Source organism: Acinetobacter sp. YH12108, assembly GCF_013419055.1.
Classification (GTDB): Bacteria; Pseudomonadota; Gammaproteobacteria; order Pseudomonadales; family Moraxellaceae; genus Acinetobacter.
Genome location: NZ_VPAW01000004.1, coordinates 122,669 through 143,898, shown reverse-complemented (window position 1 = coordinate 143,898; position 21,230 = coordinate 122,669). Strand labels below are relative to the sequence as shown.

Sequence of the window (21,230 nt, the reverse complement as noted above, 5' to 3'; positions counted from 1 at the left end):
TGACCATATGGACTGGTATTTATATAAAATCAGGCATTTAGTTGAAAATATGTTTTGTAGATTAAAGCAATTTAGAGGAATAGCTACTCGATATGACAAGCTCAAAAGAAATTATCAAAGTTCTGTTGCCTTAGCCTGTATATTTTTATGGCTACCGTTATAGGGTTAATTATGAACAGTAAGTGTCAACAGACCCTAATAAAAAAAATATTTTAAAATTTTTAGGAAATATACGAGTTTTAGAGGTTTATTTGGTATTAAGTTTTAGTTATGGGATATGGATTTTGCGAGAATAAATATAAAGTAGAAAATTGCTTAGGCTATTTTAGCGTGCAATGATTTTACCGCCCTTCGTTTGAGTAAAAAAGAAACACATAAATATTTAATATTTCTTAATAAATTTCAAAAGTAGCTGATATATACCCGGTAAAATTTGTATATAAATAGATTTTTATAAAGTTTGTTTAATGAATAATTTAAAAAGCACTGAAATCCATATGCTACGTATCAGAGTATTTATGCATTTTATAAACAAGCTGAGAGTCGAAAAAAGGGGCTAATTTTTTGGCCCTACCCTTTTTTATCCGTCTATACCTTTATCAAGATCAACATTCCTAAATAAGATATGAATATTTAATTTCATTAGCTTCTATATGCTTCATATCTGATAGTTTAAAGTAGTGTATAAAATGTATTCTAAGGCTATCTTATGAACAATTTAGTTAAAAAAAGCATTGAATTCTTAGTGGAACAAGACGTTGTTGAATCAGCAGAATGTGTAATAGCAGAAGCGGGTTTAACTCCAGCAGAATTGATCACGATAGTTTATGGTGAAATTGTTCGAACAAGTCAAATACCTATTATTCCTCAAGTAGGAACTAAGGATTTCAATATAGCTCGATTAACAGCAGCGAGTTCCTTTATTCCAACTGTCAAAGTTTCCACTCCGGAACAGTAGGATGCATTTTTAAATGATGATGGTGGCTATTAAAACTCAAGACGATGCTCTTGCTTTTATAGCTTAATTACACTTCCCTACTCTTACAAAATACTGCGGTGGTCATACCTGAATTATTCATGCTCTGTGCTTGTCGATCCAGAAAGCTTTTAGCAATCATCGCCATTGTGGACGCCATATTGAGTTCATGATTTTCTTCAGAAACTTTTTGAATCTCTTCATAAGCCGTTAAACGCTGGCAGAATGCCTGACGTTGACTTTGTGCATCAGCATTCTGATCTGGATCATCTAAAATATGTTTGGTTTCATTGACTATTTTTGTTTGCATAGCAATAAACTGATCATAATCCGCTTGTGAAAGCTTTTCGGCAAAAGCCATATTGTTCAATTGCATGCAAATAAAGAAAGTACATATTAAAGATGAGGATTTGATCATTTCGAAGGTCTTCTTTTAGTTTTCTTCTTTCCAGACATCTTCATAATCATCTGCATCAATCATGAAGCGGTAGCCCTGCTCTAAAGCCAGATAAGGTAAAACTTCAGGGGCGATATCCTGTAACTCACGCACAGTCATGGTTTCAAAAGCATCTTCATTTGAAGCCAGTTCACCACCATAAATATACCAGCTAATATTTTCTTCTGTCTCAGGCTTTCTACGGATTCCGACAATTGGATCCTGCTTCAGGGTATGTACAGCCACTGCAACGACATCATCACCACTTACTTCTACATAAGCAGAACCGACCTCTTCACACAGCAATTTCTGCTCTGCAATCAGTTCCTGTAATGGTGATAATTTCTGCGTGTTTTTCGACATTCGGTTTGACTCATTAAATTCTTCAAATACCGCTTTAGTTTAGCCTAGTTTTAAAAAATCTAATGCGTATTTTTATAAACAACCTTGAGATCTGTCCTTAAAAATGATTAAAGACAGATCGGAAATTAAGCTTATTGGAAAACTTTGAAGCGTTGATCATCTTCCAGATAATCTTTCGCACGCGCTTCGCCTTCAACTGAACCAAATACCAGTTGAGCACGAAGTTTCCAGTTTTCTGGAATATCCCACTCTGCATGAACCTGCTCATCTACTATCGGATTATAGTGTTGTAAAGATGCACCCAAGCCTTCAGTATGCAATGCTGTCCAGGTAGAGAACTGAGCAATAGCAGTTGAATGTTCTGCCCAGATTGGGAAATTCTCGGCATAAGATGGGAATTGCTCTTGCAAGCCTTTTACTACATTTTGATCTTCAAAGAATAAAACTGTACCCGTACCTGCAGCAAAGGTTGCCATTTTTGCAGTCGTTTTTGCAGCACTTTCTTCATCTTTGGCATAGCTTTTTAATTTATCAGCGACAAAGCCCCAGAATTTTTCATGTTCGCCATTGAATAAAATAACGGCGCGAGATGATTGTGAGTTAAAAGATGACGGACTTTGCTTGATCGCATTTTGAATCAAATCAGTTAAATATTCAGGAGACTGCTCTACATTTTTACCAATGGCATAAATAGTACGGCGTTTTGTAATTAAATCTAAAAACTGATTCGACATTCGGTTAAATCCTTGGATATATCTTCGGGAAAACTGGAACCTTCACTTATTTTTATGAAGGAAATCTAATGAATAAGAATTCTGTGATTCATTTACTCATTAGTACTGATAGCTTAAAAAAATATGACTGGAATAGCTATATTATTAAAGTAATATCTTTATATATTCTTTTGATAAAGAATAGTTTTTTAATTTATTTTTTATCAAACGATAAAATAAATGCCCTTTTCTGATCCAATTTCTGTTTTAAAATAAGTCACCATGTTCAATGATGTAGCAGAAAGCTGTTTTGATGATAAATATAGAAATTTACTTAGGCTATTTACTGTTATAAGGGAAATGTCAATCTTTAGAAATCGCTATAAAAAAATCATCCCCCAATTTGGAGGATGAAATTGAATGAATCAGCTTGAATTTACTTAGAATTTGGCATTAAGCACTTGAGCAGAGACTTTATTTTTCCAAAGATCACGTAAGGTTGGTAAATAGAATTTTTCACCTAGTTCTATCAATTCAGCATCAATCAAGCCATGCACATCATGCATAAATAGGTAATCCAGATCCACACTAGAAAGCTTAAGATGTTTCTTCTGATATTCTCTGCGTTTTTGCTGTGCCTCTTTCACCAACTGATCTGCAAATGTCTTATCTTTATACTGAGTGATCGCATTTAAACGCAATTCGATAATGCCCCAGCCAGTTAATAACATCTGAAACGTTTCAAAGTCCTGAGTGGTTGATTCCCAGGTCATTTCATCAAGATTTTCATTTTCCGGGAGAACAGGTAAAAGAAGTTCCATTACGCTTGGAAAAATCTTTTTAAAATTCAGAATAAATTTAACAGGATGCTCACCTGGATAATCCTTAAATTGAACCTTTTTTTGAACATCTGTTAAATAAATATCAAGCATTAAATTTTCCTTAAACAACCTGCCATTTTATGGATGTTTATTCATAAGCCATAGAAACTCATGCTGAATAAACGACAAAACAGCAGTAAAAACGAACTGCATTTTAGCAGCTATATACGCTTATTCAATGTTAATTCGGTATGAGAAGCCATGAGGATAGGCTTTAGCACTAAAAAAACTTCAATAGTTATCTCTAACCATCCTTCTAATACGATTTCACCCGTAATTTTAGATTCTTTCTTTTATTTGCTCATGGATCTATAAAATTAAGAACTTCTGATGAGGAGAATAAAAAAGCCCACTCATAGAGCAGGCTTAATAAATATTTATAATTTTGAGTTAATCTATCTCACCAGTTTTGCCGGTTCCCATACATTCGATACACTGTTTAGCTTCCACAACGTTATAGCCGGTACCGCTACAGCTGCTACACTTCTTTTTTGTATAATCTGGATATAAATCCTCATCTGGATAGGGTTCGTCCAGATCAAAATCATCATCAAAGTCAGTCATCACCCTTACCTCATTTTTCTAGTTATCAGGGAATTTCTATTAGTAATCCTTCATTGCATATCTGTCAAAACCTGAACGATAGATGGTTCATAGCATTTAATAAACAAGCTCAATTGAATAAGAATTTTCTAGCAAAAACATGTGCTTGTTATTTTATTAAAATTTGTATGAATAATCCTTAGATATAATAAAGCCCACATTTAGAGGGCTTTATTATTTAACCATAATTAGAAGACTTATTTTACGTTTGGAGCCACCATATTCTCAGGACGCACCACTTGATCAAACTGTTCTGCAGTCACCAATCCGAGTTCGACTGCGACCTGTTTTAAGGTTTTACCTTCTTTATAGGCGGTCTTGGCCACTTTAGCTGCATTCTCATAACCAATGACTGGATTCAATGCAGTGACCAGCATTAATGAATCATGCAGGAAGTGCTCAATCTTGTCACGGTTAGGCTCGATTCCGACTGCACAGTTATCGTTAAAGCTGTTACATGCATCGCCAAGCAGTTGAATAGACTGCAACAGGTTATAAGCAATCACTGGCATAAAGACATTCAGCTCAAAATTCCCTGATGCACCGGCCACATTAATTGTCGTGTCATTCCCTAAGACTTGGGCAACTACCATAGTCATGGCTTCACTTTGAGTCGGGTTCACCTTACCCGGCATAATACTTGAACCCGGTTCATTTTCAGGAATACGTAATTCACCAAAACCACAACGTGGCCCACTCGCCAACCAGCGAATATCATTGGCAATTTTATTCAGGCTAACGGCTAAAGTCTTTAAAGCACCTGAAGCAAAAACTGCTGCATCACGGCCGGCCAAAGCTTCGAACTTGTTAGGAGCGGTGACAAAAGGCAAGCCTGTTAATTTAGCCAGAGTATCCGCAGCTTTAACAGCATAATCTGGATGTGCATTGAGGCCTGTACCGACGGCGGTTCCGCCTAATGGCAGTTCATATAACCCTTGCAAAGCCTGATACAGTCGAATTAAAGCATGATCCAGTTGAGAGACATATCCACTGAATTCCTGACCTAAAGTTAAAGGTGTGGCATCCTGAAGATGGGTACGACCGATTTTTACAATCTCGGTAAATTCCTGAGATTTGGCATGCAAGGTATTACGTAAACGTGTCACTGCCGGTATTAGCAGTTCATTGATCTGTAAGCTAGCTGCTACATGAATCGCAGTCGGAAAAGAGTCATTGGTCGATTGAGCGCGGTTGACATGATCATTTGGATGCACAGGCTTTTGTGCACCTAAAGGATTACCCAGCTTCTGGTTAGCAATATTGGCAATCACTTCATTACAGTTCATGTTACTTTGCGTGCCCGAACCGGTTTGCCATACCACTAGCGGGAACTGGCTATCCCATTGACCGCTGATCACTTCATCCGCAGCACCGATGATATAGGTCGATAACTCATGAGGAATCTGGTTTAACTCGGCATTGGTGATCGCAGCTGCTTTCTTGACCAAGCCCATGGCACGAATCATGGCGCGTGGCAAATGCTCATTGCCAATCTTGAAGTTCTGTAGACTACGCTGAGTTTGTGCGCCCCAAAGTGCTTCACTCGGTACAGCGACTTCTCCCATCGTGTCATGTTCAATACGTGTTTGCATGCTCAACCTCAATTGTTATTCCATGTTTTACTCATTTAGACAGCAGCTTCAATGCTGTACTCTATTCATCTTAATGAGTTTGATTAATTTTGCAAATGATAATTATTATCAATAATTAACTTGTAGGATTCTTAATCACTGCCCTCTTAACGTATTCTGATAGAACAGCCATTCATCCTCTAACATTTTCCTTAAGGTATAGCGTGGCTGCCAATGTAACAACTGTTGGGCTTTATCCGTATTAGCACCCAGTTGATCCATTTCAGCATGCGGATATGGCAAAGCATCTACTGTAGGAACAGCGGATTGGGTGACTTCTGCAACCTGATCCAGCAAAGTCTGCATTGAGATCAGCTCTCCAGCGATATTAAAGGCTTCGCAAGTCCATTGTTGCTGTTGAGACAGCCAATGTAGCGACTTGAATACCGCATCACAGACATCCATCACATGTAGAAAACTACGTTCTACTGTATAGTCTTCGGTCTTGGCCTGACGGCGCAATTCCAGATATTCACGCTGCTTCGCACCCACCTGCATGGCCAGAGGTACAATATTCTTTGGTAGAGGTGGTACCCATTCACCTAAAATGCCATTTTCAAAAGCACCCGCGACATTGGAAAGACGTAACATCGCAATACGCCATTCATTATCCGTCTTGGCAGTATCCCGGATGATTTCTTCCACCATCTGCTGTGATTTAATATAAGGATTTGGATAAGTGTAATTGAAAGCCTGATCTTCTTTTAAATCCGTTCCGGAATGGCCATATACAGCCAATGAAGACAAATGCACCAGATTGCGTACTCCGGTACGCTGCATGGCACGCATCAAGCTCATGATACAGCTGACATTATCATTATAATATTCAAGTGGTTTTAAAACTGATTCTTCTAATGATTTAAAGCTGGCAGTATGAATGACAGCCTGTACTGAATTCTGTTCAAAAACTTTATTTAATGCTGGAGTGTTACGGATATCAATTTTGACAAAAGGCACATAGCGGCCGGAAATAAATTCAAGGCGTTCTAAGGTCTGTAGACTGGCATTGGCCAGATTATCGACCACAATGACCTCTAGTCCTTGTGCCATCAGACTTAAAGCAATATGTGAGCCTAAAAAGCCTAAACCACCCGTCACTAAAATCATTGTTTATTAACTCCGCTTTAGAATCAGTATCTTAAATTGATATGGTGTTTATTTGGTGCTTTCTCCGACTTATCCACAGGATCAAAAACGCAAAAACCGACTCAAAATTTCTTCTGAGCCGGCTAATCTGCTCAATAAGTATATATTATTTTACAGGTCGAACAAAAGTTGATTGTTATGTAATGTATGGAATTCATGACAATGAATTAAGCCTCATATCGAGGGCTTTTATTAAATTATAATCTTCAGTTATAAAACTAAAAGGTAAGAGTATGAGCTACAGCTATCCTCACTATATAAAGAAGAATGGAAGATATTTGGCCTACCGAATCCAGACTGATGAGTATGATTTCTTGGAAGTGTCAGAGGTTGATGCTATGTATTCTGCTGGCTGGTATTGGGATAAGGATTTTGAGAAAGCTAAGCAGTTCTACAGTAAGTATGAAGCGGAGAAGTTTTTGAGGGATAAACGTGGGGAATTTTGGGAAGGCGTGGAGATAACAAGACAATGAGAGCATGGACCTACTTTTATGTAGAGCATACGATAAAGAATGGGTAGATTTTTAGGACGGAAGCCGGATGGGCTTAAATTTGAAGAGTAATTATGTGGTTTTGAGTGAGGTATGGAGTTGAGAAAGATTAATCCCGTTGCTTTGAGTGTAATAGGTGGATGTTTTATTTTTCTTGCAACCTACATCCTATTTTGGGTTTTGTTTCTATGTCTTGATTCGCCAAATGCTTCGCGAGAGGCTATAGATATTTTAGGAAGCTACTTTGGTGGCATTACCACTCTGTGGGCGGCGATAGTAGCAGCTTATTTATTTGATGATTGGAAAGAACAGGCGGATTATGAGACAAAAAAAGAACTATCATTGGATATTATAGGGTTGTTAGCTGCAATTAGATTTGAGCTCATAATGACTCAAGAAATGTTAATTAATTTAAAATTAGTAGAAAGCCACCTTTTTTTAAATACCGATTATAAAAATAATCATTGGAATAGTTTTAAAAAAAATATAAACACCACATACCCTAAAATTAAATATATAAAAAGAAATAATCTTATTTATGATTTTGATATATCAAAAGATTATGCAGATTTAGAGAGATATTATGAACACATAGGAACTAATTTTCAAAATATTATAAAGGAGTATTCAAAATATTATGATGGAATGATCAGTGAGTTAAACATGGATAAAGATAAAAATTATTCTCAGCCACATGATCACTACAGTAAAATTGGAATATTAAAGCCCTCAAAAGCGAATGATTTCTTAAATGAAATCAATAAAGAATGTGGTTTTTGGATAATTTATCCAAAAAACCAAGAGTTAATTAAGTTTGAAAATATAAATGACATGATTAATAGTGCGCTTACAATTTTATCTCGAATGGAAACAAGCTTATTAGATATATGCTCCCCTACACCCAAGGAGCCTTCACATACCTCCCCACATTCACATTCGTTGTAATTGAATGAGCTGTGCAGCCTGATAGCAGGAGGCACAGCGTTAAAATCTTAATTACGCTTTTCATAGTCGATCAGCACTTTAGCCACAGCTTTTGCAGCCAGCCAGTAACGCGCATTAAATCGGGCAAGTTCGTCTTCATTGGAAATAAAACCAAGCTCTACAATCAAACCACCGGCATTCACGTATGCCAGTCGTCCACGCGCAGATTTAGACTGATCAATCCAGCCATTATCGCCACGTAATCGACTGCCTAGCGCATCGGCTACGGCCTTCGATAGGTCTTGAGCCAGTTTCTTGTCTTTTGGTAAGGCAATCGTTTCAATGCCATTGGCCTGTTTTGAGGTTGCAGCATTCATGTGGAATTCAACTGCAACACTAGATCCTTTGATCAGCTTGATGGCTGATGAAAGCGGATCATTCTGCGATCCGGTACCATCGTTTTTGACCTGAATGCCTGCCTCACGTAAATAAAAAGAAACCGCATTCCTGAAATTAGTCACCAGGTCAGCTTCTTTCACTTTGCCATTCACTGCACCAGGATCAGAATTACTATGCCCTGCCGTAATAGTGGCAAAGCCAAGATGCTGATGCAGTTTTGGTTGATAAATCTTCTTACCAAGCCAGGATAAAAACACCATGACCGACCCTGTGATAAATGCATGGTACTCAACAGGGATCACTTTAAAGTCCATCGCCCATTGCAATGCTGGAATAACGACAAGCAATAAAAAAGCTCCCAAAATTGGGAGCTTCACAGAAAGATACTTCCAGGCACTTTGTTCAATTAATTTCATTTGACGCTCCAAGTTGCAGCTTTATTTTTAAGCCAGTTTTCGATAAATGTACTTCCAAGAATTCCCAGAGCTGATGCAATTGCAATCAAAGCCAGGGGGTGAATATCGGGAATTTGTAATAAGACCCCACCAGCCAAAACGGATGAAGCTGATCCCAAAATAGTCCGACCCAAAACAAGTCGAACAGTTAGTCTTTCCTCAGATACAAGAAGTTTAGACAGGCCGATGACAGCCCCGATCACGACAAGCATCCAAAATGTTTTTTCATGCTCTTGCATGATTCCCCCTATTTTTTGACATTATAAAAGCACCCGAAGGTGCTGTTGTTTGGTTAAGTTTAGATTTCTATTTCTGAATGCTGGCCAGTTGGTGCGGGCCTTAAAATCACCTGGTTTGCAATGAAGACCCGTGCACCCAAGTTATAAGCTGTGCCGGATGTACATAGTACCGGACCAGATCCACCGTCAATCTGTACCCGATACTCTGGATGTTTCACTGATGTAATGGTGCCAATATATTCTGCATGAGTCGGATTCAAGAGCTTTCGCAATTCAAATAATGGATTACTCACGGCTGATACGCTCCACGGTAATAGTTTCATTGACCTTTTCATGTGAAAAGCTGCCTGAAACTGAATCAATTACACCCCACCACTGGCCATTTAAAGCAATGGTTTTACCAGGTAGCATCTCACCTATTTCCTGACTGACCGGGATATCAGAGAATGTGTGCAGTTCCTGAATATTGGCTTTCACCAATGCATTCTTCCCATAACTGGCACCTGACACCAGATTGAATAGTGGACCAGTGACTGTTTCTAATGGCACATCACCCGAAGTACCACGTTGTCGTACTTTCAGGCTTTCACCAGTACGACTATTCACTACAGTAATCGCATTAAAGTCAGCAGTATATTCATCATTCTTTTTGATGTTCTGCTGCATCACCAGGCTTTCAGACAATAGAATATCGTAATCATCAAGGGTCATCGTGTCCCAGTAGCCTCTCTGGTACCTTGGCAAGATAGTCAGTGTGTTGCCTGCTTTCTGGCTATAGATAAAGCCACCGCCTGCATCAACTACCGGCTTGATTGCATCAATTGGTGCAAGTTCGGCATAGCTCAGGCTTTCAGTAGACACGATCCAGCCAAATTCATCAATCAGTTTCCAATCCAAGTTGGTACCGCTATTCGCCCGATCAATCTCAGCCTGAACCAGCTGAACAGAGGTTCTTTCATTATCCTGAATAAATGAGCGTGTTGGTCCATATTTATCTGAGTTCAATGCCGTACGGCTTCGACCAGGATAAGTGTAAAGCACACTGGCAAAGCGTCGGGTCTCTTCTGGATCTTCAAGCAAGATATGATGCTCAAAACCATTAATCATGACTTTAAGAATCACCGGCTGGTCGTCAATCGGCTGCAGCTTATCTTTTTCCGTATGAGCCACGGTAATGGAATAGGTCCAGCACCACTGAGACCTGCTGGTACTGTAAGTGCCATCCATGACTTTAATTTTCTCGCCGGTATCTAATCGCTCGGCTGTTAATGTATTCACGATATACCACCAGTTTCTGTTTGGCAGTGCTGGAATACAGTCATCTGCACCAAAATTTAAAATAACATCATGTGAATCAACGTCATGACAGAGACAGATAAAGTTTAAATCTGTACTACCCTGATATGACTCAGGCTCAGGCTTTGGCCAAGGTAAAACCGGATGCTTGCGGTAATGAATCGCTTTGGCTTTATCCCAGGGCAAATCCGACTTGGTGACAATCTCAAGCCCTTTATCCCACTCAAATGAAAAACGATGCTCAAACACCTGGGCCACTTCATGCGAGTAAGTCACAGTCTTGCGCAGGCGAATCATCTCCTGCCAGAAAGTTTCCCGGTTATGACGTAACTTGACTGATTCTTCATGCACATAGCGCTGATGAATAAAGCGTTTATCACCTTGTTCCCAAACTAGAATCAGGTCACTACTTAAGCCAGTCGCCTGCTCATGCAGTATTCTGACAGCCCGGTTTAAACTGCCTGCCTTATCAAATCCAAGCTGAGTTTGGTTGGAAATCACCAGGCCCTGATCATAAAAAAGAGCCTCATTGGAGACTCTTAAGATGGGCTTGGCCCACGGAATTTCTACTGCACTTATGGATGCTATGGCTTTTTGATACGGGATACCCATTCTGCAGAAAATACCGACCACATGATTAATATCAAAGACTGCTGTACTTGCTGAAGTAAATCCCGTTTTGATCACCGCATCAATTGAACAGTATTGGTCAATCCCTATTGCATGAATATCTGCAGTAAAGCCGGTTTGAATCACTACATCAACTTGAACCAACTGCCCTACAGTTGCAGAAATTTCAGCAACAAAGCCGGTGCTGATCACAGCATCAAGTGCATTGTATGTGTAACTTTCTGCAGTGATTTCAGAAAAAAATGCGGTACTAATCACCGCATCCATCTGGCAAAGGTTCTGATCATCCTGACCAAAATTCAGATCAGTTGAACCAGTGAGTGGATCAATGAAATTGAGATTTACAGCGTGTGAATCCGGTGGAATATAATTCGACACATGCCCACCCCGTTATGTGCTCGGCCTTAAAACAATAGAGTTCATCATCAGGGTGCTGCCCAGAATCAGACTCGGATTAGCCAGTGTTATATCAGTGCCCACTGCAAAATCAGCCACCGCCTTACCCTCACCATTGAATAACCTCGCCCAAATCGCCTCACCTGTCTTTATTACAGTGGCAGCATCAGTCTGGTTCAACTCAATGCTGTCTGCATTGAGCTTTTTAAAGCATGGCTTGGGCAGCGTTAAAGTTGCCAACTTTGCTGTATTGTTTGCTGAAGTGGTTACGCTTGCCGGTTTTGCATCACTATAAAAAACAAAGGTAGCATTGCTGCTACCCTGGTCGATATAAACCGCCAATGTCTGAAGCTGTGTTAATGCAGCTTCCATAGATGGAAAAATCATTTATTTAGGCTCCACGTTATCTTGGATCACTGCATTAAATTCACCTGCAGGATGGTGCGCCACCACATAAAACTTTGCTTTATTCAGATGATTGAATTCATAAAACCCACTTTCATCTGTTTCCACATCAAAAAAGATCCGACCCGTCTGCTTTTCATGAAGTCGGACACGGCAATGAAATGGAACATTCTGCTTTTTCACCTGACCTTTAATTGAAAGTCCTTTGTCTGTGGTGAATGTGAAATCACTATTTGCATTAATTGCTACCACTGGCGAAGTGCTTAAAATCATTATTAATCCCCGATTTTAACAATAATCTGCCCATTCGTACCGGATGACTGGATCACATTGATAGCCATATAAGCACCACTATCCTGTTCAATCACCTGCCTATCATTGTATGGCCGGCTTTGGAATAGCCAATAAAGCCCCAGAAACTCGCCACGTAATACGGTTTCATAAAAAACCACCGGTGCAAATGGAGCAACATTAGTTAGATTAAAGGCTCCGATATAGTTCTGAGCTCCAGAATACATATTTGCTTGAGTGCTTAATTGCAGTGAAGTGGATGTTCCGATTACATATTGTGCGGCCTGATTGTACCCACGAAGCACTATAAGTTTGGCCGGCTGTTGATTATCTGTTAAAGCAGTCCACTGCCCCCTGAAATATGATGTTGATTGTGTTGTATAGTTTACGGTAGCCGATAAGAAGGTATTAGATGTATCCGCATTAATTAAGGATTTAAACGCCCCAAAACCATAAGCCACAGCATTTGCTGCTGCTGTGTTCAGTTGTGCTGGAAAAATATAAAAATAATCTTTTGTTCCAACTAATATCCAATTTCTCGGCCCTGCAGGTGGGGCTCCTGTTTCTGCAGAAAAGTTATCTGTAGTCCCTGCGTAAATCCATTTTGCCCAACCATTATATGCAGTGTTTCCCGATCCAGATCCAACCCAGTTTTTATTGGGTGCAGCGGCATCAAATGGTGCTTGAACCCCCAACATGGTGTCAATGTCGGTCATATCTTCCACAATGCCCACTTTTGCAAATTTTGCATAAGTGGGTTGTTGTACCGGATCTTGTTCATCAACAACACGTAAAAATGGCCGGCTTGATAAAAGAAGATTTTTGGATCTATAGGCCGCTTTGCCACCACCACTTGGGTTGCTGCTTGAAAATGGTTTTTCCCATCCTAGTGGTGGCAATGAACAGTTGATAGTGCCCGTTGCAATGGTTGTGCCAGGAATTTCAGGCAGTTCAAAAGTGATGGTCGTTGCATTTGGCACAGAAGCAACTTTTGCTTCAGCAACATTGTATTCAGCCTGGTTTGCACCGGTGATTTTTATCACCTGGTGTGGCATTAAATTATGCGCTGCTCCAAAAACAGCCGTCACAATCTTTCCTGATACGGTCATGCTGGAAACCGTACCCACCTGAATACCATTAATAAGTGCAGCATCCAGCACATTGATCATTGAGCCAAAAGCATTTTGAAGCTGTGGCGCATTGTTATTCGTGTGTACAAAGAACTTAATATCGGTATTTGCGACCATGTCTTTATCCATAAAAAAGACCGCTCAAGGCGGCCGTACTAAATTGAGGGTTTAAGCAACTCGGTCAATATCACCACGTAACATGATCTGAAATGAATCTGATAAAAGACTTGGTTCAGATTGCTTGACCGTACGGATCACCCAGACTGGATAGTTGGCTGCAATGGTGTTAAAGCGCAGCACGTTACCATTGGCCCAACCTGCACCCCAGCCTTCCTTTTTGATTACAAAATATGGCACGCCAGTGACTGGATTTATGGGCTGACAGTCAGCATTGACATTGCCTTGACCAATCTGGCCAGAATACTCACCAATAATTCTGAAGTCTGTGTTACTGGTGAAAACCAGAGCCCAGCGTTCTTGAATTGAACCTTTATTGGTGACTTCAAGTGGATACAATGAATCATTGTAGTTGGCTGAAATAGCCGCGCCAGTCGCCTCATCAGCCCAGACATTGCTCCAGGCCCCTTGCACAAACTTTCGTGTGTAACGGGCTTGCATATCATTAATAACCAAAGCAGATCCCACAATGGTGTTCTCAGCTTCATAATTATGTGTTAGTGGCTTTGTGAAGGTAATCTGGCCACTGATCTGCACATCTCGGATCAGGCCCATGTCCTGATAGCGATATTTAGCCTTTAAAGGTGCAACCAGTGAACTCAGTGCAAAGTCACCATTCAGTGTGAACTTGCCATAATCATAATCTACTGAATACATATCAAACGGAACCTTGGCCCCGTTGCTGTCCTCAATTTCTAACCATGATAGCCGCTGATCATCTACTGCATAGGTTTTACCCGCAACATGATCCGGCATTTCAAAGAACTTGGTGGCACTTACAATCCCGATCATACCGACGCGGAAGATTGGCACACGGCCATCTAGTGGCAAGCGTGTAGCAGACAAGCCCAGAATTGATGAGTCTAGCGGAATATAGGTGTAAGCAATCGCGTTATAACGCACTGATGAAGCATCAACCCACACTGGAACATTAATAAACTTTCCACCCACATCATCAAATTCAAGTGCAATGTCATACCAGTCCTGAGATTCAATTTCAGTCCTGTTTGCTTCAGTGATCAATGTTTTCTTATAGAAGAAAATATCAACAAAGCCATTGATGTAGTTGATGGAACCATGCGCTTCAGGTGTTTCAATTACCCCATCTTCATCAGCACGAATCGTCAACTGACCATATTCAAGTGACGAAACTACCACGGTCAATGATCCGTTCCGGATCGGGATCACTGGCGTTCTAAAGCTGACCTGGTTAATCGGTGGCAGGTCGGTTGTTGTGGTCAGTGCTTCAAGTGAAATAGTGTTGTTCACACCTGGATTCCATGAATCAATGTTCACAATACCAGTACCAAGCTGAATGGAACCGGAAACTGTACCGGTGCCATTGCTTGGGTTAATGTTTCGATAAAGCGTTCCGTTCTGCTCCACATAGGTATCAGCACCGATTTTAAAACGGGCTGAATTGGCAATGATCTGCTCATCAAAGCCGGTGGTCAGATCTAAGCGCAATTTATCAGCCGTGAATGTGGTAGAACCAGAATTTATACCTGATGTATCTCGATATTTAATGCTGATCTGAGTGCTATCAAAAGCACTTAATTCATACTCTTTGCGCTCATAGCTTGCCGTCTTTGGCAAATTGATTGAAAAAGACATTTAAGCTGCTCCATAGGTTGTATATGAAACCGGTTCATAAACAGGCTGTAATTTTGTCTGTGTGACACGGGGTGTCATTTCAACAGCACCAGTTGCATAAGTAACCGATCCAACCACCTCGCCTTTTTCATTCACAATATTGCCTGTTGTGGTATTAACTGGCACATCCCGAAACTTCACAGAATTGGCAAATGCAGCCCCATCTTCAGAACGCAAGTACATAGAAAATTCTAGGCTGTTTGGTTGCAGCGCATTCCCGGTGCCAACCGTGAATGAAAGTTTTTGGTTTTCATCAGGCAGTGCTGTTTTTGATTGCGTTAAAGGTGCGCCATAGTTGTAATGAACTGTGAAAACTGTGCTTTTCTGTGGCAACTTGTTGGGAATAATAAAGCCCTCACCGGTTGCATAGTTCACTTCACCGGTAGCATCACCCGTGAACTTGCCAAATGCATTTGAAACTGCAGTTTTTTGTTCACCATCCAGCAACCAGTTCACTGTGATGCTACTGGATGCCAGACCCTCACGACCTGTATTAAATTCAAACTTGGCCGGCATCACTTCAAGGTTTGCCCGGGAAAAAGTGGTAATGGGTGTTCCCCATTGCAGCAAAATTACTGAATCCACATCCGGCAGTGCGCCTGTGGTCAGCAACCAAGTACCAGTTTCATAATTCACGATGCCAGAACCAAATGATGCATTTGATCCCTTTAACTGGCCAGAACCATCATCATGTAATTCATAGAACCGGCCCTGTGACATATAGGAAATTGACAGGCTGCCAGCTGATGGTTTTGGTACCAGCACACCAGTGAAATTCATGGACTGCGAAGCGATAGTCACTGGAATGGCAAAAGACTGACCTCGCTGCTTTGGTGAGGCTGCAGGTGTAAATGTAATGGTCAGATTTTGATTCCCTGCTGATGCGCTTGCTGTCCACTGGATCAGACCGCGCTGGTAATCAATTGTGCCGACCTGTGTGCCTTGTGCATTTTTCAGCAGCCCACCCTGATCGGAAATCGATTGGCCAGCCAAAGTGAATGACATGCTGGATGGCATGACACTGGAACCAATAAACAGGTTTTGATTCACACCGACATTCACCTGGAAGGTTGCTGTGATGGTGCCATCACGACCTGGTACCAGAACTGTACTTTCTGCAGCTGCATCAATATCCAGAATAGGGGTTTCAGTCTGAGCTGATGGAATCAGCTGGGTGAACATGCTTTGTGCCTGTACCGTATACTCGCCTACGCTGGCATCCTCTTTTAGCTGAGTACTGGAATAATAAAGCCCTGTATCAGCAATAACACTTTCACGAATGATTGTGGTTGAGGTTGCACCGGAATACCATTGACGTGCCGATAGCCCGACATAATCAGCATCCAGCGGATCATTCAGCGTATAAGTTGTAATCTTGTACTGTACCGGCTTATCTTCAATGATCATGATTGCAATTCGGGTTTCAACCTTGGTGATCCGCACAAACTGTTCATGCTCTGTTTGTTTGCCCTCATTTGAAACCAGAATAATGGTATCACCCACTGCGCTTTCTGGTTCTTCTGGGAACATGACGCACTGTAGCGCTCGCATCCCCTTGCCCTGGGTATCCAGTGGCGTGCCGGCAATCTGGCCACCTCTGCCCAAATAGTTTTCAACACGGCCTTGTGCTGCACTGCGCTGGTCGGTCCAGCTGCCCGTACTGAAAATCAGTGCTGAAACATTTGGATCTTTAGGCAGCTCAGATACAAATACAGTTGCCCCCATCAGCAGATCCGTGTCTTCAGTCACGACCGCCGGAAATATCTTGCGCATGGACACATCGCCCATGGTTCGATTCAGATCAGAGATGTCATTAAAAAGGTTATTACTCAAACCATCCTGTACGACCTGACCGTTATATTTTCCTCCACCATCCGGTGTATCAGATGAGCGTTCTGACTCATAAATTACCAGGTCTTTGGTTTCAATCGCCATCGTCTAACTCCGTAAAGCGTAAGGTCACGTTGTAATAATCATCCAGTGATACAGCTGGAATTCCTTTCACCGGTGCAGCTTCTAAAGCTCCATCCTGGTGGTTAAATTTGACTATGAATTCTCGATTGTCATGAGGCTGTTCAAACTTCAGTTTGAAATTCTCTTCCTGCAGTTTTGACCATTCCAAAACAGTCCGCAGTTCACGCAGCTTGACCCAGCCCATTTCCTGATCTGCTGGCTGCAAGGTGATTGGTCGGCCAGACTTCTTTTTGCCTTCCTGAATATGCAAAGTGCCATCCATGGCATAGGATTGAGTCTGCTCAATGGCTTTCCATGAGAATTCATCAGACCATAAAAAACCGTCCTCTAATGGGACGGTTTCTGATGTTGCTAAGCGAATGAGTTTCATGTTGATTTCGCTATACCTTTTAATTGATTTACCAGATTGGTCATTACATCCTTTTGGCTTGCATCACCTGTAAGGGATAGGGTTTGACCTCCGAATTGAATGTTGTAATTCACACTTTCCTTAATGCTTTGTGTAGCAGCATTTGATGACACAGAAGGAATTGACGGCGCATAATCACCCAAGCTACCAGAACCAGTAGAAGCCACATTGATACTGCGGAGCAATTCATTGATCTTGTTGGTTCCGTGTTGGGTGGTCAGCCCATTATCTGCAGCTCTATCAAATTCCGCATTGATCAATGCTTTCATTGCCACGCTGCTTTCCTTTCCAAGACCTTCAGCTTTAGCATCACGATCAGCGGCCATAGCCTTGGACCAGATGGTAGAAGCCAATTTTTCGGCCTCTTTATCGTCATAGCCTTTGCTTTTCAGCTGTGAAATCACATCAGACTTGGTGTAAGAATCATATTCGTAGATTCCTTTACTCAATGCTTCGCCTTGACGCTTCATTTCCTTATTGAAATCACTCTTAGCTTTAGAAACTGCATCCGCCCAGGCTTCGGTAGAAGATTTGGCTTCTTCACGTGCAATTTGCCCTGCATGGCGGTAACCATCAGCAATTCCACGTGCAGAGTCTTTAACACGGTCATTGGATTTGGTCCAATCATCCATGGTTTTAACAACGGCTTTACCAGTGTCATCAATCTGCACTTCAAGATTACGCCCGGCATTCATTGCATTTACCGCTGCAATTCTTCCAGCATCCCCTGAAGCTGCCGCAGACTGAGCAGCTTTTTGATATGCCTTTTCAATTCCTTCAGCAGTAGCCTTACCGCTATCCCGAATTGTGATGTAGTCCATCAAAGCTTGCTGGGCGGCCAACTTTAATTGCTCTTTGGTTTGGATGCCTAATCGCTTAAATGCTTCAGTAACCGGATCAATATCATCTGGTAATCCTTGAGCCTGCATTTTGATAGCAATTAAGCCCTGCTCAACCTGAGATGTTGAAATTTGTCCTTGAGTACCGAACTCCTGAAGCTTGGCTTTGGCCATATCAATTTCAGCCTGGCTTTTGGCCGTTTGTAGCCACGTCAACCAGGCTTCATAGGTAACATTACCAGCTTGCTTGCCCTCGATCCCAAGCTTTTTTAGCTCACTACCTAGCTTGTCTATATCATCTCCGGACTTAACAAACTGCTCAGACACCTTGTTAAGTGACCTATCCAGGTCTACCCCGAACTTTTGGGCTAACTCAGAAGCTCTTATGTACGCCGCAGCAGAGCCGTCAGCCGTTTTTTGGTTAAGTGCCAATAACTCTGTCTGTCTTTGATTTCGATTAGCTTGTAGCTCTTGCTCCTTGGTATTGATCTGGTTGATTTTGTCTTGAATCTGTTTAAGCTCATTCAGAACACCAGAAGCCTTGGCTTGTTGCATCTGCTTCTCTAGAGCTGCGCGCTCAATAGCGGCTTGCTTCTGATAGGCCAGATACTCTTCATCCGCTATTCTGAGGTTTTCTGTAGCCACTTTAATGGCTTCAGTTTTCTGCTGTACTTCTGTCAGTTTCTGCCCTGCAGCATCCATAGCCGTGACTGTAACCTTCCCAGCCTCATCCATTGCTACGGCGTAGCCCTTAGCCGCTAGTTCAGACTTGAGCTGTTCTGATAGCACGCCTTCATTAGCTGCTATGGCTGCATTGGCATAATCCTGTGCTGCCTTAATCCGATTCTGTGCACTAGCTGTTTCGTCTGCATCGATCTTTTCCAGAGTGGCTTTAGCACTATCAGCCTTTTCCTGATTTTTCTGCTGCTCAGTCTTCGACATTTCCTCCAGGCGTTCAACATACTTGGATTTAAACTCCATGGCCTGCTTGTCTGCTTCAGTATAGTACTGCTCGGCCTTATCCTTCATTAAATCAGCATTAGCGGCAAATTGCTTGCTCACATCGCCCCATGTGATTGCCGCCATAACGCTATTGGCTGCTGAGGCCAAAGTATAGAACGCGCCTGTAATGAGATTTAAGCCAATCTTGATACCAGATATGCCATCTTCAACCATGCCAAAAACAAGTGATAGTCCTTGCAAGACCCTTGTTAAGAAACTTACTTGCTCTCCGGCAGATGCGACATCACCAACAAATGAGCCGAGTAAGGATGTAAAGGTTGTGAAAGCTGTCCCTAATACGTCATCTATGGTTTTTCCTAATTCCCATGCACCAGATACAAGCTCTTTAAACAATTCGTACATTGAGCTTAAAGCACCTTTTAGTGCTTCTGTTTCTGCATCCAACCCTGAATATCGCTCAGTAACAGTCTCTATGGCGCCAATAGCATCCTCAAATAGGGTGGTAAGCCAGCTCATATCACCACCTAGTGTAAGCATGGCCTCTGACAACCTAGATGATATCTGATGCTTTTCATTTAGCTTGGCAATAACGTCTGTCAGGTTGTTTTTAAGTGCTACAGCTGCATCGGCTGTAGAGTTAGCCATTGAGCTGGCTAGCTCTTCATTACGATCTCTAGACTCAATAAGCGCCGTGGTTAGTTCTTTAATGGAAATTTTACCACTTGCCCCTAGTTGACGAATTTCCTCTTCAGTACGCCCGGTACTTTCTGCCATGTCTTTTACGACATTATCTGCACCAGTAATGATCGACATCCACGCATCTGCATCTACCGAACCCTTAGCCATGGATTTTGCTAAGGCATCCTGTGCTGACTGTGCTTGATCAGCTCTGGTGGCGTTGTGGGTAAAGGATAGTGATAAGCTTTCTGTAACTGCTAAGATCTGCTCCGTGGAGTAGCCTAGTGATTTCATGGTTCCGGCTGTAGCTAGGTACACCTCCTGAGCCTCTTCAAGCGGCCGGAATGTCTTATTTGCCAGATCTAAAAGTCTGGCTTGAACCATAGTGTATTCTTCTGTGCTACTGGTGGCGTTCTTAATACGCTCACCCATCTGTTGTGTGGCATCTGCAGTCTGTAATAGCTCTTTAACTGTAAGACCAAGCCCTAAGCCTGCTAAACCTGCTGCCAGTGTCCCTACTGCTGCCCTAGCTGCACTAAATCCCTGTTTGGCCTTATCAGCTACACTACTGGTTTCCTTTAGCTCTGTATTGGCTTTATTTACGGCGCTATCAAATTCATGGAATGCAGTCTCAGCCTGTTCTACTTCTCGTTCTAGCTGGTCTACTTTCTGCTTGGCTGCCTCAATGTCATGTGGCGAGGCATTGGTTTTTGAGAAATCTTGAAGTGCTTGCTTTGCTCCAACCAGATCAACTTTTAGTTGCTCAAGTGCTTTCTCAGCCTTGCTGCCAAAGTCCTTGAAATTATCAGCTGTTTCTTTGGCACCATCCCCTGCACCTTTGATAGCCTCTGTTGCTCCGTTTAGCGTAGTCTTTAGCTTATCAGCCAATTCTAAGGATTCTTTCGGCACAATTTTAGAAACAGCATCCGATGTCTTTTTGGCTTCCCCTTCAAAGCTTGCTGTTCCTTGTTTAATTGCCTGCTGTAAATCACTAAAAGCTTTCTCTGCACTTTTAGTATTCTGAACCAATCCTCTGGAGTCTCCATCTAGAATTAGTTTAAAAGTTAAATTTTTACCAGACATGCTGACCTCTAAAATTTGGACAATAAAAAACCCTGCTCAATGGCAGGGT

The 21,230-nt window shown here is 41.7% G+C and carries 21 protein-coding genes and 1 pseudogene; 4 read left to right on the top strand and 18 right to left on the bottom strand.

Annotation, left to right across the window (positions count from 1 at the left end; genetic code table 11):
- Together FTU46_RS03785 and FTU46_RS03780 are read left to right on the top strand one after the other, a co-directional pair.
- A pseudogene (locus tag FTU46_RS03785) lies at window positions 1-163 on the top strand (IS5/IS1182 family transposase); the annotation flags it as partial.
- Window positions 164-709: 546 nt separating this feature from the next.
- Entirely contained in the window at window positions 710-958 is a 249-nt protein-coding gene (locus FTU46_RS03780; RefSeq protein ID WP_180104379.1) for a damage-inducible protein J, read from the top strand.
- 67 nt (window positions 959-1,025) lie between these two features.
- On the opposite strand, the gene FTU46_RS03775 is transcribed toward FTU46_RS03780, so the two are convergent.
- From FTU46_RS03775 to FTU46_RS03745, 7 genes are all read right to left on the bottom strand, one after another.
- Complete coding sequence (locus FTU46_RS03775) at window positions 1,026-1,394, bottom strand: hypothetical protein (RefSeq protein ID WP_166135483.1); 369 nt, start codon at window positions 1,392-1,394, stop codon at window positions 1,026-1,028.
- Window positions 1,395-1,409: 15 nt separating this feature from the next.
- Window positions 1,410-1,775, bottom strand: a complete 366-nt coding sequence (locus FTU46_RS03770) for a hypothetical protein (RefSeq protein ID WP_034706678.1) — start codon at window positions 1,773-1,775, stop codon at window positions 1,410-1,412.
- Window positions 1,776-1,906: 131 nt separating this feature from the next.
- Window positions 1,907-2,509, bottom strand: coding sequence for a nitroreductase family protein (locus FTU46_RS03765; protein ID WP_034706681.1), 603 nt, complete (start codon window positions 2,507-2,509; stop codon window positions 1,907-1,909).
- A 419-nt stretch (window positions 2,510-2,928) separates the two neighbouring features.
- Entirely contained in the window at window positions 2,929-3,420 is a 492-nt protein-coding gene (locus tag FTU46_RS03760) for a hypothetical protein (protein ID WP_180104378.1), read from the bottom strand.
- 339 nt (window positions 3,421-3,759) lie between these two features.
- Entirely contained in the window at window positions 3,760-3,933 is a 174-nt protein-coding gene (locus FTU46_RS03755) for a hypothetical protein (protein ID WP_005235541.1), read from the bottom strand.
- 236 nt (window positions 3,934-4,169) lie between these two features.
- Entirely contained in the window at window positions 4,170-5,564 is a 1,395-nt protein-coding gene (gene fumC / locus FTU46_RS03750; RefSeq protein WP_180104377.1) for a class II fumarate hydratase, read from the bottom strand.
- A gap of 135 nt (window positions 5,565-5,699) precedes the next feature.
- Window positions 5,700-6,710, bottom strand: coding sequence for an NAD-dependent epimerase/dehydratase family protein (locus FTU46_RS03745; RefSeq protein WP_034706304.1), 1,011 nt, complete (start codon window positions 6,708-6,710; stop codon window positions 5,700-5,702).
- Window positions 6,711-6,982: 272 nt separating this feature from the next.
- On the opposite strand from FTU46_RS03745, the gene FTU46_RS03740 reads away from it, so the two are divergent.
- Window positions 6,983-7,222 carry a hypothetical protein gene (locus FTU46_RS03740; protein WP_180104376.1) on the top strand — a complete coding sequence of 80 codons (240 nt, stop codon included), beginning with the start codon at window positions 6,983-6,985 and terminating at the stop codon, window positions 7,220-7,222.
- Between the two features lie 111 nt (window positions 7,223-7,333).
- On the top strand, window positions 7,334-8,185 hold the full coding sequence (locus tag FTU46_RS03735) for a hypothetical protein (protein ID WP_180104375.1): 852 nt from the start codon (window positions 7,334-7,336) through the stop codon (window positions 8,183-8,185).
- A 47-nt stretch (window positions 8,186-8,232) separates the two neighbouring features.
- Here the strand turns inward: FTU46_RS03735 and FTU46_RS03730 are convergent, their stop codons facing one another.
- From FTU46_RS03730 to FTU46_RS03680, 11 genes are read right to left on the bottom strand one after another with little or no spacing between them, the layout of a single operon-like run.
- Window positions 8,233-8,979, bottom strand: a complete 747-nt coding sequence (locus tag FTU46_RS03730; protein WP_180104374.1) for an N-acetylmuramoyl-L-alanine amidase — start codon at window positions 8,977-8,979, stop codon at window positions 8,233-8,235.
- Complete coding sequence (locus FTU46_RS03725; protein ID WP_100357093.1) at window positions 8,976-9,257, bottom strand: phage holin family protein; 282 nt, start codon at window positions 9,255-9,257, stop codon at window positions 8,976-8,978. Before FTU46_RS03725 ends, FTU46_RS03730 begins: the two co-directional genes overlap by 4 nt.
- A gap of 59 nt (window positions 9,258-9,316) precedes the next feature.
- Entirely contained in the window at window positions 9,317-9,550 is a 234-nt protein-coding gene (locus tag FTU46_RS03720) for a hypothetical protein (protein WP_180104373.1), read from the bottom strand.
- The gene (locus FTU46_RS03715) at window positions 9,543-11,561 is read right to left on the bottom strand and encodes a hypothetical protein (RefSeq protein WP_180104372.1); all 2,019 of its coding nucleotides are present in this window, start codon (window positions 11,559-11,561) and stop codon (window positions 9,543-9,545) included. Before FTU46_RS03715 ends, FTU46_RS03720 begins: the two co-directional genes overlap by 8 nt.
- A 12-nt stretch (window positions 11,562-11,573) precedes the next feature.
- Window positions 11,574-11,966, bottom strand: a complete 393-nt coding sequence (locus tag FTU46_RS03710; RefSeq protein WP_180104371.1) for a hypothetical protein — start codon at window positions 11,964-11,966, stop codon at window positions 11,574-11,576.
- On the bottom strand, window positions 11,967-12,257 hold the full coding sequence (locus FTU46_RS03705; protein WP_180104370.1) for a carboxypeptidase regulatory-like domain-containing protein: 291 nt from the start codon (window positions 12,255-12,257) through the stop codon (window positions 11,967-11,969).
- A gap of 2 nt (window positions 12,258-12,259) precedes the next feature.
- Entirely contained in the window at window positions 12,260-13,522 is a 1,263-nt protein-coding gene (locus FTU46_RS03700; protein ID WP_180104369.1) for a hypothetical protein, read from the bottom strand.
- A 51-nt stretch (window positions 13,523-13,573) separates the two neighbouring features.
- Window positions 13,574-15,196, bottom strand: coding sequence for a hypothetical protein (locus FTU46_RS03695; protein ID WP_180104368.1), 1,623 nt, complete (start codon window positions 15,194-15,196; stop codon window positions 13,574-13,576).
- Window positions 15,197-17,170, bottom strand: a complete 1,974-nt coding sequence (locus FTU46_RS03690; protein ID WP_180104367.1) for a hypothetical protein — start codon at window positions 17,168-17,170, stop codon at window positions 15,197-15,199.
- A complete protein-coding gene (locus tag FTU46_RS03685; protein WP_180104366.1) occupies window positions 17,160-17,579 on the bottom strand; it encodes a hypothetical protein in 420 nt (139 codons plus the stop codon). Before FTU46_RS03685 ends, FTU46_RS03690 begins: the two co-directional genes overlap by 11 nt.
- Entirely contained in the window at window positions 17,576-21,181 is a 3,606-nt protein-coding gene (locus tag FTU46_RS03680) for a tape measure protein (protein WP_180104365.1), read from the bottom strand. Before FTU46_RS03680 ends, FTU46_RS03685 begins: the two co-directional genes overlap by 4 nt.
- Window positions 21,182-21,230 lie beyond the last annotated feature (49 nt).